This window comes from Lysinibacillus parviboronicapiens (genome assembly GCF_003049575.1).
Taxonomy (GTDB): domain Bacteria; phylum Bacillota; class Bacilli; order Bacillales_A; family Planococcaceae; genus Lysinibacillus; species Lysinibacillus parviboronicapiens.
Genome location: NZ_PYWI01000009.1, coordinates 67,265 through 82,021 on the forward strand (window position 1 = coordinate 67,265; position 14,757 = coordinate 82,021).

A 14,757-nucleotide genomic window follows, 5' to 3' on the forward strand; every position below is an offset into this window, starting at 1 on the left:
GTCATCCCCTTACTTACTATCATTTTCATCGAATACATCGCCACACTCTGGACAGAATTTAGGTGGGTTGGCCGCATTTTCTGGCTCCCAACCACATTTATCGCAAGCATATTGTAATGCGCCAACTGGTTTTTTTGCCCCGCATTCGCTACAGAATTTTCCTTTGTTGGTTGTCCCACATGTACATGTCCAGCCTTCTGCCATCGGTTTTGATGCCCCGCAGTTTGAACAGAACTTGCCAGTATTTTCATGCCCACAAGCACATGTCCATGCATCGGGCGCCGCCGTCGATTGTGCCTGCATTGATTGTGTCATTTGCGCTTGTTTATGTTGCTCGTTCAGTTGGAATAGTTGCCCTGCATTGACGCCGCCAGCTTGCGTCGCCATGTTCAAGCCCATAAAGCCCGCCATTGCGCCACCTTCATTTTTAGCAGCTGCAATCATTGCCTCAGCCTGTGCTCCTGTTAAATGAGCGGCTGCCATACCAGGATCACGCATCACTGCGTTCCGTTGTAATTGTTTTAGCATTGTTTCATCTTCTTCAGATGCTTTTAAAGAACTTATTCCGAAGGATACAACTGCCAGCCCTCGTGTTGCTAACCATTTTTCTGATAACACCTTATTTAATGCATCTGCTAAGGCAATTGTATGTGCTGGTATTTCACTGTAACGTACACCACTTGCTGAGATTTGCGCGAAGGCCGGTTGTAATGCCGTCATAAGTTCTGTTTTTAATTGGCTGTCAATGGCATCACGTGTGAATTCACGTTCCACATTCCCACATACATTTGTATAGAATAATAATGGGTCAACAATTTTATACGAATATTCCCCATGACATCGTATAGCGATATCAATATCTAAACCAATGTTTCTATCTATGACACGGAATGGAATAGGAGCGGGTGTACCATACTTATTGCCGATAATTTCCTTTTTATTAAAGTAATACACGCGTTGATCCTTTGCTGTTTCACCTCCAAATGAAAATCGTTTTCCGATTTGTTTAAACGTTTCCATAATGCTCGTAGAAAGGTCATTACCATACATAATTGATGGCTCTGTTGATGTATCATATAGATATTCCCCAGACTCGGAAGAGAACTCCACCACTTTTCCTTGCTCGACAATCATCATGCATTGACCTTCATTAATCGCAATAATGGAGCCATTACTAATAATGTTATCATTTCCTTTGTTTGAACCACGTTTAGAAGAACGCTTTACACCCTTCGTTACGAGAACGTCTGCTGTTAGCGACTCACAGTAGAAATATTCACGCCATTGATCCTCTAATACGCCTGCTAATGCACCAATGCCTGCCTTTAATAAACCCATATTTATTCCCACCTTCAAAAATTTACTTAAGCTCATTTTATCATTAAAAATAATTTGCTCACTACTGTATTACGCAGGAAAGGACATTTTGTTTCATTAATTTCAATCAATCGAAACCCCTTCTTGTTTATTTCTAGCCTCCGATGAAATAAAAAAAGATGCTGCACAAAGTGTACAGCATCACTGATTAAGCAAAAGCTTCGATGGCTACAAGAATCCAAGCGACAATAAATAACATACCACCAATTGGAGTTATAGCTCCTAATTTCTTAACGCCCGTAACTGCAAGCATATATAAACTGCCTGAGAAGAAAATAATGCCCGCAAACATTAAATAGCCAGCCCAAGAAAGCATACTAGATGTCCCTAAAAGAACATCACTCGATAACATACCAAGTACAAGTAGACCTAATGAATGGTACATATGATATTGCACGGCTGTTTCCCAAATCGCCGCATAGCGTGGCGTCGAAAATTTATCTTTTAATGCATGAGCGCCGAAAGCACCGAGTGCCACCCCAAGACAAGCCATAATAGCGCCTAAACCTAGTAAAATTTCCATGTGCTGTTCACCTATTTTTGCTCAAGAGCAATTTCTTTATATTTTGCATCCCAAACAGCATCAATTTTACTCAGAGAGACAGGTCTTAGCGTTTCTTTATGAGCTAAAATATGTACTGACTGGGCAGTAGCAGCAACTGTGCCATCCTCATGTAAAATCTCATAGCCGTATGTTGTCCGTAAACGGTCGTGTTTTTCCACCCATGTGCGCACTGTTGCTACCTGGCCGTAGTGCATAGCTGCCTTATATGAAATGGATAAATCCATCACTGGCGATACATAGCCTTCTTTCTCCAACGCGGCATACTCAAATCCCGCATCGCTAACTAGTTGTGTTCGTCCAATTTCCATCCAAATGATGTAGTTTGCGTGGTACACAACGCCCATCTGATCCGTTTCGGCATATCGAATCTCAATCTGTTTTTCACTTACAAACATTTTCTTCACCTCGCATATCATTATAGCGTAAAAATGTTGATTTGGCGGGGTTTTTGCTCTAGGAATGATGAAACGTTGAAAATGAAGAGGTGCTCTATTTGATATATAACATAAAAATTAATTTTTGATATAAATAACTTAATACCATATAAACTCGTATTAACTCTTTTAATCGGGGTACTTTCTGGGGTACCATTATTTTAAATAAAAAATACAAAAGTATTGAGCAGGTGCAATACTATCTAAATATAAAAAATCACTCTTTTTACTTCTTAAAAGAGTGATTTTTTATAGTCATTACTATAGTAAACAGATTATTTCTTCGAGAGAGTTGTTCAAAGAAGATACTATGACAAAAGAGGCCCAGGTTATAAAAAAGGAGCTACACACATGACAGAAAAAGAATACTTAGAATTCAAAAACACCATTGCAATGGGTGATGAACTTAACTTTTATTACAAAAATGATGAATATTGGATAAGTCATAATCCTGGTAAATCCTATTTATCAAGAACCAGAGATTCATATACACAAGAATTTAATGGGTATGAAGAACTCTTTAAAAAAGCAACAATAGACAGCATAAAAATCTCTGATATTTATCCTAGTTTAAAATGGTAAAATAGAATTTCTTATGATCAAAACAAAAAATCCTCCAAACAAACGAATTTCCGTTTGGAGGGCTTTTACATATACATAGTATTTTTTCTACAAGTACTGTACTAAATTTGACAATTTATTATTTATTAACTTCGTCTCTGCTGAATTGTAATATACAGACCCATTATTCGGTCCGTAGCATTACTCCACTTTGCAAATCCTTCAAATGTGATTCCTGAATAATACCATCCTTAACAACTGTGAAATATATTTTTTTGAATCACTTTTTGTATGTTCATTTTACTTTATATTTCCTAAAATGGAAATTAGTAGGAAGTATATGTAAATGCGTAAAATCATCAAAAAAGTTACTATCATTTATTTCACCGTAGTAGTTGTATTGTGTCTACTCTTGCTATTTTTAAACCCAAGTGCAACTGTAATTAAGATGAATTAGATTAACAAAATTGATATGAGAACAAATCAAAAGAGCATGTTATACTCTTATTAAATATCGAAGTTTGAAACTTTTATTGCACAAACCCTAAGAGTAATTACCACTTCTCATTATTTTTATGATTTTTTAAATAAACGTATTCTGCATTTTTAATTCCTGTCCAATTACTAATAGAATTCAAAATCAACATAAAAATTCCAAATAAAACAAACCCCACCTTGTAATGGCCTAAGAAAAATAGAACAAACGCCGCAGCCAATATTGATATCATTAATACTATTACCAATACATGTAATTTTCCATTCTTCTTGTCATTCATACACTCAACCTCTTATTAAATCGATTTTTCCGTAGCTTTTACAACGCCAGTCGAAAAGGAAATCTTCGAAGTGAGGATTCACTTCTTTTTCCATAACATAGTTCTCCATTCATTTTTTCTATACTTTACCACTTAATTAGATTTTGCTCATTCATTTGTTTGAAATTTCAAAAATATATAGTTGACTTAAATATTTTTCTTTTTCAAAAGTCTATTGCTCTGTAATTTAAAACCAAATTGGGGGCCCTACGCCCCCATTAACATTTGTTTAACTATCCAGTCTTTTGTACATTTCATGTGCTTGCCAATCGCTCGCATACTATTCCCATCTAACAATCTGTGAAGAACTTCTACCTCCCTATCTCCAATCACGTATGAGATGCGTTTTTGTACCTCAGCAGACTTTTGCTCGTATTCCTTAATACGATAATTCAATGCATAAACTCGTCGCTGCAACTCTGTAAATACTCCGATCACTTGTACCACCGGATGCCTTCGGTGTTTGAATTGGTTTCTGTCACGCCCATTTTTACTAAACTAGTGAAGTGTTTTTCTGTCAAGGATGAAAAATATTTACGGGTTTGCAAGTTACATTAAGGGTTTATTTGAATTTTCAAGCCATTTAAGTTGAGTTAACAAGGATTATTAGTGTGATGATAAACTCCTAATCACATAGTTTTCTTCTTTAATATATACGGTAGCACCTCTAACAACCGTCCACGCGTGATAGGGTCTTCATAATTCCATGTAGCATCCATAAAATGAATCTTACCGGGAGTTAACTCGACTATAGCCGCGATCTGTGGACAGTGAGCAACTGTTTGCAATTCTTTGCGAGAAGCCAAGATGAAATTGCGATCTCCAGCATAGTGTTTCATTTGATGCTGCTTAATTTCTACCCATGCTTGCCCTTGCTCGATTAGGTGCATCACTTGGGTAGAGGGGCGAAAGCCAAGTGATTCATACAAGGAGGCGGCCAATCCGTTTTGGCCCATAATATAAAATTTTGTACCTAACTTAAGATAAACAGTAGCCGTCTCCCCAGCAATATAAGCATCTGCTAATTGTTGACGTACCAGTCTTACTTTGTCCTCATATGTAGTAATCCACTTCTCCGCCGCTTTACTACGTTCAAATAGTTTAGCGATATACCGTAATCGCTCAAATAGTTTAAACTTATTGTCCAACACAACAGTAGGAGCAATTGCATCAAGTACTGTAAATCGTGCGCATGATGATGATAGCTAAGCAACACTATCTCAGGCTGCAACTGTGCTATTTTATCGGGATCTGCCCAGTACCCGATATTTTGAATATTTCGTAACTTATTGTGATAAATCACATTATCTTTCATAGAGATGGCCGCTCCTATAGGGGATATGCCTAGCACTAGTAATTCTCCGAGTGTATATTTGCCATCCGTCACAATACGCGTTGCATTTTTAGGAATATGAACTTTTCTGCCAAGTGAATCGATAACTGTTCTTTGCTGAGTATGTAGATGGATATTGGCATATTCACGCGGAGTGTTTCCAGTTAATTTACGAAAGCATCTGCTGAAATAGTATTCATCCTTGAACCCAATTTGTCGAGATATTTTGCTCAATGGCTCAGTGGAATTGCAAAGAAGTTTTTTTGCGTGCTTTATACGTAAATGGACCAAATAATCAGTTGGTTTTTGGCCAGTTAATGTTTTAAACTGTTGACTATATTGCCATCTGACCATTCCGGCCATGTTAGCTAGTTGTTCTACAGTTAAGTCTTCATCGTAATGCTGTTCCATATAATGTACAGTATGTTGGATCATTTTTAACTTTTCTTCGTTCTTTTGCAAATGGGAAGCTTGCTGGTCTAACTGTGCCATCATACCTAGAATAAGCTGAAGTCTACCTTGCATCATAGCTATTTCTGATGCGGAAAGCGAGGAGCGAAACTGATTCTTCCTGTCTGCTTCATGTCCTAATACTTGCTTGACTCTAGAAAATAAAAGATTATAGGGATAACCACAAAGCAAAGGTGAATGAGCAACCGGATTCAAAGTCATTCCCTCTACTTCAAAGGTTTCAAAGGTAAAGCGCACAAGCTCTCCCTCCCCATTGCTTGGTTCCACCGTGTAACGTTGTGCTGGTAAAACTAGAATGCAACTTCCTTGTCGCAGATCGATTGCAATTTTATCTATATACAGCCTTATGCCATGACTAAGTGCTATCAATAATGTGCATAAATTTGTTTCATTGTTATTTATTCCCCTATTATGGCTAATCGCTGAGATCGTCTGGTCAACTTGAAACCTATCATAGTGTTGTAGCCTAATATACAAGGATGCTAGATTCATAAGCAACTCCCTAACTATCGAAATTGATTATCATTATCATTTAATATAACATATAATGACCCGCTTTCAACTATAGCTCAGCTTTAATAGTTCGAGTATGTGCTACTTTAGAAAACTAACGGTTTAAACAGATACAATTTCTTACGTCCGTTGCATCCATTGTGGCAGCTCTTTAAACAATTGCTCCAAAGCTAACAAGTTATCTGTATTCCATTCAGCAGAAGCAACGTAAACATTTCCCTTTTGGACTGCTGGCAGAGTTCCCCATAGCGGGCTTCTTTGTAGTAGGCGGTCAGATTCTGTTTTACTTTCATCATCATTATCTTGTATAAGTACAAACAAATGATCACCAGCAAACTCTGGAAGCACCTCTTCTGAAACCTCAACGAAAGATACCCCTTTTTGATTAATAATATTTTTCTGTACAGCTGGTGGGATGGCAAAGCCGTTGTCTCCATAAATAATGGCACCAAGTGAACGATTGCCCATAACATAAAGCGTTTTACCTAACTGGTAGAAAACTGTTGCTGTCTCCCCTTCTGCTAATTGAAGCTTATCCCACATTTCTTGCGACTGTGTTTCAAACTTAGCAATCAATTGAGCTGCCTCTTTCTGTTGGCCAAAGATATTTCCCATCTCCTTTACACGTTCTGCATAAGGAAGAGCCGGGTTAAATGGGATAGTAGGAGCAATTTTCGACAATGCCTCATTTTGCTCTGCATCCGCATTGTAATAACTATTTATAATCAGATCCGGTTTTAAAGTTAGAATCATCTCTAAATCACCTGGATGTCCAACATCAACTATTCCTGCCGTTTTACCTTCATAGTAACTATGATTAGCATGGATAAGATTACTACCAACGATTGGAATATCCATCACCAAGAAATCACCAAGCGTCGGACCAATATAAACGACCCGTTTGGGATGTGCAGGTATTTCAACTTGTTCACCTTTAATCGTTGTATATTGTATTGTTTTCTCGCTTTCCTCTACCTGCACATCAGATGCATTGCCTCCAGTATTACTACATGCCGATAATATTAGCAACAGGAGGAACACCCCCGCCCATATTATAATTCGCTTTCCACGATGCTTCTTCACACTTTGTTGCCCCTTTCCTTCTTACACTTAATTGAAAATGATTATCATTTACGGCATTGTTATAGCTTGTGGGAAATGGGGAAACAATGGAAAAAACGCAATAATTTATTTGGATAAATGTCAATAGCATGAATAGAAAAAGCTTCAATTTGTCCCGTATAAAAAAATATTTAACAGCTTCGATGTCATTCTCAGTGTCCAACCATCTTTAATGTTCTAGAAACGCTCACATGAAAAGTGAATAATTCACAAATTAGATGCATTATGCATCTGGGAAAAAACCCAAACTAAAAATAATCAAAGCCCAAGCTCAACATGAATTGAGACCTGGGCTTTTGAGGGTTGGTTACCCTATGACAAGATTACCTTATTAGATTACTACATCGTTCTGAACAAATAATGAACAAAAAGGTTGATTATTTACAAGTAATAGTCCAAGAAAGTGACATAAAACCTCTTGCTACGATGGCAAAGCCATTGTTTTCATAGCTTAGATGCATATATGTTTCGTCATGAACAAAGTAGGAATTAATGAATTACCAATAACTATAGCCCAATAAATATTAAAGAAACTATAATAAAAAAAGCTATTATTAAACTTTTTACTTATTTTAAAGATATCTTTCTTCTCTAACTCCTCAAATACTTGATTTAGTATCTATTTCTTCTCCTCCTTTATATTGTTTGGATTTGGATAACAAAAAGTGTTAGGATTTTATTCACTTTTTCGTTGTCTTTAATTATGGATTTTATTCTCTTGAGCATGCGAAGTTATAACCACAATATTAACCGCAGCAGTATCATTAGTTGTACCATATTGGCCAGAGAAATCACGGTTGTCTATTACTGGGTAACCACATGCTCTCGAACGTGTTTATGGTCAGTCGTGGTCTGTCTATCCTTAATTTTTATCGCCTGTTCCTATACGATAATTAAATTAGTATGAATTATTTCTATAAAACTCCATAGCCTCTTTTAAAAATTTTTGCTCCTTTGCTGTAAAAGGATTTGGAAATGACAATGATTCTGTGGATGGCAGCTTTTCTTCAACCAAATCTAAATTTCCTTTCAAAGTTTCATCCATAAGCAATAGCAGTGTTTCAATAGTTTCTTGTGTTTCTTTCGAAGACGGTATAGCATCAGTAGACGTTAAATGTTTGATTTCAGATAAAACTTTCGTCCATTTTTTATCTAAATCAATTTCTTCGGATTTTTTTATATTAAATAATTCATCAGTTATATCTTTAGAAAAGTGCTCTTTAAACCATTTTTCTGTATATGCTTCAAACATTAATTTTTGAAGCATCACACAAAATATTTCAATATTGATGATTTCCTCATCTTCTATTGTTTCCATAAGATGGTTTAAATCGGATAATATATTAGTAATCTCAAACTTTTTTGCTTCAAATAAGTGCTTTTGGTGTTTTAAAGATTTTAATATAACCTCGCCTTCAACAGTGTTTTTTTGAAGCATGATTTTAATATCCTTTAGGGATAATCCAAGAAACTGCAAGGATTTAATGTTTTGTAGAATAGTTAAATCCTCTTTTGAATATCGTCGATGTCCACCCTCTGTATAATCACGCGGTTTAAGTAGGTCTATACTGTCATAATATCTAAGCGTTCTAATGCTCACACCAGACTTTTGCACAAGTTCCCCAATTGTAAATACACCTTTTCCCAACAAATAACCTCTCCTTTTGTTCCTAAATTGAACCTAAAAATCCTTTGTTTTTTCAGACTTTAAAGTAACGTATAACGGGGTAAGAAAACTTTTTCCCTTTTAACGTATAAATTGTTGCAATTATAATTAATATTGTTTCAAGTATAATAAGTGCAAATGAAAGAACAGAAGCCGCACTCCATTTTGTAGAAATAAGAGTTAATAACAAAAAGACTGGGAAGAAAGTAAAATGAAGGTTCATCCCTTCTTTTGCATGATCGGCAAAATATTTATTTCTATCCTTTGATACCAAGTATACTAATATAGGTAACACAAAAGTTAATAATAGCGAGAACAGATGCATTAAACTTGCCAATCCTCTATTTAATAGACTCTCTTTTTTCATAAAACTGCGCCTCCAATAGCGTAAATTATTTAGTTGTTACCTTTTAATTTAGTAACTACATTCATCATAAAAGGTGACGCTACTGGAGATTCAAGTACAAAATTAATTTTAATCTAATCAATCTTTATTTAACCACTTCTTTGTTGGTCAGATGTGCTGATAAAAAACGCCGAACATGACTTCAACATCGTGTCTATGTCTATGTCTAATTGAACACTAAGAAAAGAATTGGATGCCTATATTCATTCCTATAATCACAACGTATATAGGCAAAATTAAAAAATCTAAGTCCTTAGTTCAATACCGGACTCAGATTTTAGAAGTTGCTTAAATTATTTGTCTAACTTTTTTTGGGGTAGATCAGTTTTGCTCACAGTCTTTTTTACTTATCCACGACCAGCTTGGAATGAAGGATATAAAGTCATTCCACCATCAGCGAATAAAGTAATGCCGGTTACATAACTAGCTTGTGATGAAGCAAGCCATGCTGCTACTGCGGCAATTTCTTCTGGTTTTCCAATATAGCCCATCGGTATCATACTTTCAACATCCGCTCGTTTTTCTGGATCAGCAAATTTTTCAGCATTTATGGGCGTATTGATCGCCCCAGGACCGATATTATTTACACGAATTCCCTTTGGAGCATACTCTAACGCTAATGTTTCTGTCATTAACTTAATGCCTCCTTTACTGGCGGCATAGTGAACAAACAACGGCCAAGGAATTTTCTCATGAACACTAGACATATTGATAACTGTTCCTTTAATATCATTCTCAACAAAATATTTAATTGCTTCTCGACTTCCTAAAAATGCGCCTGTTAAATTTGTATTTATCACTTTATTCCAATCATTTAGTGGCATTTCATGTGAAGCTACTGGGTTTTCTATCCCAGCATTATTTATCATCACATCAAGCGTACCAAACTCATCCACAGCTGTACGAATCAGGTTTATCACGTCCATTTCCACTGTAACATCACCTTTAACAGCAATGGCTTCACCACCAGCTTTTATAACTTCTTTAACCACTTCATTTACTTCTGCTTCATTGGAACGATAATTAATGACAACTTTTGCTTTTTCTGTTCCAAAGCGTATTCCCATCGCTTTTCCTAATCCCGTTGCAGCTCCAGTAATAACAACTACTTTTCCCTCTAAATCTGGATACATAATTTAGTCCTCCTTTTTATCCTTTAGCAATTCCTAACATGATGCCAGCAGCGACTATAAAGACAATACCAATAATGATTGCTATGAATTGCCGTTTTGTTTTTTTCTCCCCTAATATAAAAATCCCGCCCAAAGTCGAGATTACTATGCCCATTTGAGAAAGGGAAAAGCTAGTTGCTACTCCTACACGTGGCTGAGAAATAAATAAAAACATATTTCCAGCCGCCCAAATTAAACCAGGAATTATATTGCGAATGGCATATTTATTAAATGGTTTATGCTTAAATGTTAATAAAATTCCGCCAAGAACCATTCCGATTGCTTGCGGCAATAAAGCAGACCATCCACTTACATTAAATAGACGTATAATTACTACATATACTAAATAGCCAAAGGTTGAAACTAATAAAATCATAATTCCTTTTTTAAAATTATTGACTTGTTCTTTTTCTTTCTCTTCAGGATTTTGAAGCGTTGTGAGAATGATACCAACAATGATACTAAAAAGTGCAAGAATACCTAACACAACTGATATTGTTGTAGACCATTCATGAAATACAATCACTCCGAATAAAGTTGTTGATACCAATTGAAGCCCAGTCGAAATAGGCATTGTTTTGGAAACACCCATTAAATCAATACTTTTCAATTGATTTGCTTGTCCTAATGCCCAAAATAAACCTGATACAATTCCTACACCGATAACTAAAGGTGTTAAAACAGGTTTTACAAAAATATAAATGGCTATAGAGAAAATAAGGGCGCCCAAAGTTGTACCTAAAACTTGACTATATGGTCCTCCGCCAAGTTTAACATTAAATAACACAATGCTTCCCCAAAATAGAGCAGGTAAAATTGCTAGGAAGATATCCATTTATATAGACCTTTCTATATTTAAATTTCATATTTCTAAGAAGGATTGAACAATATTTTTCACTTCTCCCCTTTAATAAATTTCTCACCTCATTCCACATTCCTATTCTTTCACTGTTTTTGATTTCTAAACAAAAAATCTTTTTATCTTATTAAACCCTAAATGGTAAATTTTTTAGATTTTAAATTGATTAAGTACAGCTTAAGCTCTCCTACTTCAAAGTATCGCATCTTCTATTTATTTGGCTGTTGTTCGGTTTTGTTACTACACTGTCACTATAAACCTGTTAACGAATCTAGTTATCTTTCATTCTCATGTACTTACACAATTTAAATCTGTTTGCCCTTCTAAGTTGTGGTATAATACTGTAGTATGCAACATCAAAGGGCATAATCAATTCTAGGCTGTAGCGTTTGATCACGCTGCGGTTTTTTTATGTTAAAATTTACATAAATTACATATTAAGGTGATTTAAATGATATTTATCAGAAAATACTTATATATTTTTTACTTCGTACTATTGTTTTTACTTTTATCAGTTGGAGATTATTTCAAAAAAGGTAATTGGGATTTGCGAGAAAATTTTTTTATTCCTTATTTGCGACAATTGTTTATGCATTTATAACATGGGCATGGGATAGTAAAAAATATGAAAAGAAATAGCATGTTGTTCAGTTAATCTCTAGGCTGTAGCGTTTGATCACACTGCGGTTTTTTTCGTGCTTTCAAACTATGCTCTCCCTTCCCCAATTTATTTCTTCTGCTACACAATATCTTTCGATTAATCTTCAACACGCTCCCAAACAACTTCTTCATCAATAACTCTAAAGCCACGATACGCCATGTACTTCTTGTCCTTCAACCGTAACTCCTGCACGCATCAAATTATGACGAAGGCTTTATGTCCTTTTCGCTCTCGAAATCAATGTCCACCATCACCTTAAATGCTTATCGCCCTTTCTACTGTACAACTTCTTCCATCCTAATATTGGTAGTTATCTAATATATCTCTCGCTGTATTAGGTGTTTCTACTACGGAATTATGTCTTGGTATATAAATTCACCATCGTTAACAATTTTTCTTTTGAAAAAATTTCTACTAATTAAACCATATATTTCTTTAATAAATAAAATTGTGATTAATAAGACTAGAGAGTGTAACAGTGTACTACATATTATGAAAATGTAATCTGCAGATTATAATTTTTTATTTGCAAGGAGGTGAATTAAATGCCTTTAACTACTGGTCCAATTGAAAATACAGGAAATCAACCAGCTAATGCAACTAGTGTTCGTGTCAAAATTCTCAATCTTAGTGGAGGTTTATTAACTGGAGTAGTAAGAGTTTTTAGACTAAACGGCTCAAGACGATTATTGTCAACAACTCCTTTTGCCGCAATTGCTAATGGTTCTACTTTTGTAACTCCTGGTGTAGGAGGTGCTGCTCAATATGAAGTTGAAATTGTCCCAAATCAAAATGGCGGAATATATAGCGTTTATGGACGAACAGCTTCAGGTGTTATCATTACTGCCCAACGGTTTGTAAACTCAGAATTAACGCAGATTCTTTAATGTTAAAGTTAATATCGAAAAGCCTTATACTCAGTTATAAGGCTTTTCATTTATAATCATCTTCTTTCTCTTGTTTTACGTCGAGATACATAATTGAAAAAATACTGTAGAAATGCTGTTGTGGATGAACAAGTTTGACTTAGAAACACCAGTTACATTAGTTGTAAATCAAGAATTTGGTGGTAAAGCATTAGGTCGACAAGATTATGAAGTAAGCAATAGAAATAAAAAAAGTCACTCATTCCTTTTCAAATGAGTGACTTTTTAATGCTCCGTTATTTTACTTTAACTAGTTGTCTTAAAACGATGTTCGAATAGAATAACTCTTGAGATGCTTTAAGCCTAGTTTCGGCGTGCCTGAATTAATGTAAACCAATCTGAATCCCCATTAAATATTCCACTCACTCTATATACAGGCTGATAGAATTCCTTTGTGTCATACATGAATGTAAGCTCCATCCCGGTTATTTCTAGTTTATCGCCCTTTTTTATAACCATCATATCAGGGGTTAAAATTGCATTCCTTTTTATGAGAGGAAATTCCCCTTTCTTTATACGTTCATACACATCTTTAGGGGTTAAGATATCCACTTCCCGTATAAAGTGATGTTCTTGAAGCCCATATGACACTGCGTAAATACTGCCATCTTTTTTTAACCCAAGTGATAGTTCCCCAGACCAATAATCTTTATTTATATGGGGTGTATCTGAGAGTGACCACTGAAACTGGTCTCCCTCTTCTGTTATAAGATCAGCTTTTTGAGGAAGTATATCTAGATTATCCATTATAGCCATTGCCTCTTGACGCATTGGTCCTTGTTTCGTCCATGTAGCTTGCTGAGGTGTATAATTGCTGTCGGTTAATGTCCAATTTCCTTGTGTCGATTGAAATAAAGTATATTGAGACCCTGATTTATCTTCTAATAGAATCCCACGGTCCCTTTCCTTAGCTGCTGTCTTCACTTCAGTTAACCCTAACTTCCGATACAATATATCCCCCACTTCATCCGAATGGTTTACTTTCTTATATACGGATGCCATTGTGGGTACTGAATTTAGTTGCATGGATGTTGTCAAATGTACGTCTGTCATATCCCATTTAGAATATGAATTAATCGACAGATTTCCAAACTCCTGCTTAGCATAAGCAATAGTTATACCCGCAAAAATGAAAACCATGAGCAGAGGTATGGCTAAACTTCCTAACAGACTTTTCATGCGAACTTTTTTGTGCTGAATAATAGACGTGTATAGTCTATAGAACTGGTATCCAATTACTCCTCCCAGCGTATTGTTAAATAAATCATCCAGCTCAAAAATCCCTGCGCCAGTAACTAACTGGTAGATTTCTATGAATAGTGTAAAACATACGACAACAACTATGAGCCATTTAAATGTTGTAAGCTTTCGACTAAGAAGAGGAAGCAACATTCCCATTGGGATAAACATGAGTATATTATAAATACTGGGCTGAAGTTTTTTATAAGAATAGCTATTCCATGCTTCCACATAGCCACTAAACAGATGAAGATTCATCTCCTTATAATGCGAGCTTCCCCGACTGATAATTGTTAGATTAAGGACTAAAGCAATATATCCGATGAATAGAGCGATCCAAATAAGCTTCTTTATTTGAATTAGAGGTTTTCCCTCTAATTGTTGCTTTCTATAATAGCAAAAATAATAAAGAGCAATGCATATGAATTCAAAAGCAACAAATGCCATTATTGGCACGATGTTGAATTCTAGTAGATAATAAAATATGTTCATGATTCTTAAGTTTAAATCCTCCTCACAAATTGTTATTAATGAAAATTACCCTCCATTTTATTGAGCTACAATCATTGAACATGGTATTAAGATGAATGAATGAAAAGTTGAGTTAGTTCATCTCCCTTTTACTTGCTACTTTCTA

At 35.4% G+C, this 14,757-nt stretch carries 13 protein-coding genes and 1 pseudogene; 2 read left to right on the forward strand and 12 right to left on the reverse strand.

The genetic code is table 11. The features are described 5' to 3' along the window. Positions 1-9: 9 nt before the first annotated feature. The 3 genes from C9J35_RS09860 to C9J35_RS09870 all read right to left on the reverse strand — a co-directional run bounded on the left by C9J35_RS09860 (position 10) and on the right by C9J35_RS09870 (position 2,337). Complete coding sequence (locus C9J35_RS09860) at positions 10-1,338, reverse strand: SPFH domain-containing protein (RefSeq protein ID WP_107924373.1); 1,329 nt, start codon at positions 1,336-1,338, stop codon at positions 10-12. Between the two features lie 187 nt (positions 1,339-1,525). Continuing rightward, on the reverse strand, positions 1,526-1,900 hold the full coding sequence (locus C9J35_RS09865; protein WP_054768126.1) for a DUF423 domain-containing protein: 375 nt from the start codon (positions 1,898-1,900) through the stop codon (positions 1,526-1,528). An 11-nt stretch (positions 1,901-1,911) separates the two neighbouring features. Continuing rightward, on the reverse strand, positions 1,912-2,337 hold the full coding sequence (locus C9J35_RS09870) for an acyl-CoA thioesterase (protein ID WP_054768127.1): 426 nt from the start codon (positions 2,335-2,337) through the stop codon (positions 1,912-1,914). Positions 2,338-2,727: 390 nt separating this feature from the next. Between C9J35_RS09870 and C9J35_RS09875 the strand changes: the two genes are divergently transcribed. Then, complete coding sequence (locus tag C9J35_RS09875) at positions 2,728-2,958, forward strand: hypothetical protein (RefSeq protein ID WP_107924374.1); 231 nt, start codon at positions 2,728-2,730, stop codon at positions 2,956-2,958. Positions 2,959-3,491: 533 nt separating this feature from the next. Here the strand turns inward: C9J35_RS09875 and C9J35_RS09880 are convergent. The 8 genes and pseudogenes from C9J35_RS09880 to C9J35_RS09915 all read right to left on the reverse strand — a co-directional run bounded on the left by C9J35_RS09880 (position 3,492) and on the right by C9J35_RS09915 (position 11,270). Further along, on the reverse strand, positions 3,492-3,713 hold the full coding sequence (locus C9J35_RS09880; RefSeq protein WP_107924375.1) for a hypothetical protein: 222 nt from the start codon (positions 3,711-3,713) through the stop codon (positions 3,492-3,494). A gap of 246 nt (positions 3,714-3,959) precedes the next feature. Further along, positions 3,960-4,199 (reverse strand): hypothetical protein, encoded by a 240-nt coding sequence (locus tag C9J35_RS09885; protein WP_107924376.1) that lies wholly within the window; start codon positions 4,197-4,199, stop codon positions 3,960-3,962. A 182-nt stretch (positions 4,200-4,381) separates the two neighbouring features. Further along, positions 4,382-6,048, reverse strand: a pseudogene (locus tag C9J35_RS09890) (AraC family transcriptional regulator). 141 nt (positions 6,049-6,189) lie between these two features. Beyond that, positions 6,190-7,152 (reverse strand): ABC transporter substrate-binding protein, encoded by a 963-nt coding sequence (locus C9J35_RS09895; protein ID WP_107924377.1) that lies wholly within the window; start codon positions 7,150-7,152, stop codon positions 6,190-6,192. A 937-nt stretch (positions 7,153-8,089) separates the two neighbouring features. Further along, a complete protein-coding gene (locus tag C9J35_RS09900; protein ID WP_235616260.1) occupies positions 8,090-8,839 on the reverse strand; it encodes a MerR family transcriptional regulator in 750 nt (249 codons plus the stop codon). Between the two features lie 52 nt (positions 8,840-8,891). Then, complete coding sequence (locus C9J35_RS09905) at positions 8,892-9,224, reverse strand: DUF4870 domain-containing protein (RefSeq protein ID WP_054768129.1); 333 nt, start codon at positions 9,222-9,224, stop codon at positions 8,892-8,894. A 386-nt stretch (positions 9,225-9,610) separates the two neighbouring features. Further along, positions 9,611-10,396 carry a glucose 1-dehydrogenase gene (gene gdh, locus C9J35_RS09910; protein ID WP_054768130.1) on the reverse strand — a complete coding sequence of 262 codons (786 nt, stop codon included), beginning with the start codon at positions 10,394-10,396 and terminating at the stop codon, positions 9,611-9,613. Positions 10,397-10,412: 16 nt separating this feature from the next. Beyond that, complete coding sequence (locus C9J35_RS09915; RefSeq protein WP_107924379.1) at positions 10,413-11,270, reverse strand: RhaT/GlcU family sugar-proton symporter; 858 nt, start codon at positions 11,268-11,270, stop codon at positions 10,413-10,415. Between the two features lie 1,230 nt (positions 11,271-12,500). On the opposite strand from C9J35_RS09915, the gene C9J35_RS09920 reads away from it, so the two are divergent. Then, positions 12,501-12,842 carry a hypothetical protein gene (locus C9J35_RS09920; RefSeq protein ID WP_054768131.1) on the forward strand — a complete coding sequence of 114 codons (342 nt, stop codon included), beginning with the start codon at positions 12,501-12,503 and terminating at the stop codon, positions 12,840-12,842. 342 nt (positions 12,843-13,184) lie between these two features. On the opposite strand, the gene C9J35_RS09925 is transcribed toward C9J35_RS09920, so the two are convergent. Next, positions 13,185-14,567 carry a VanZ family protein gene (locus C9J35_RS09925; RefSeq protein WP_235616268.1) on the reverse strand — a complete coding sequence of 461 codons (1,383 nt, stop codon included), beginning with the start codon at positions 14,565-14,567 and terminating at the stop codon, positions 13,185-13,187. Positions 14,568-14,757 lie beyond the last annotated feature (190 nt).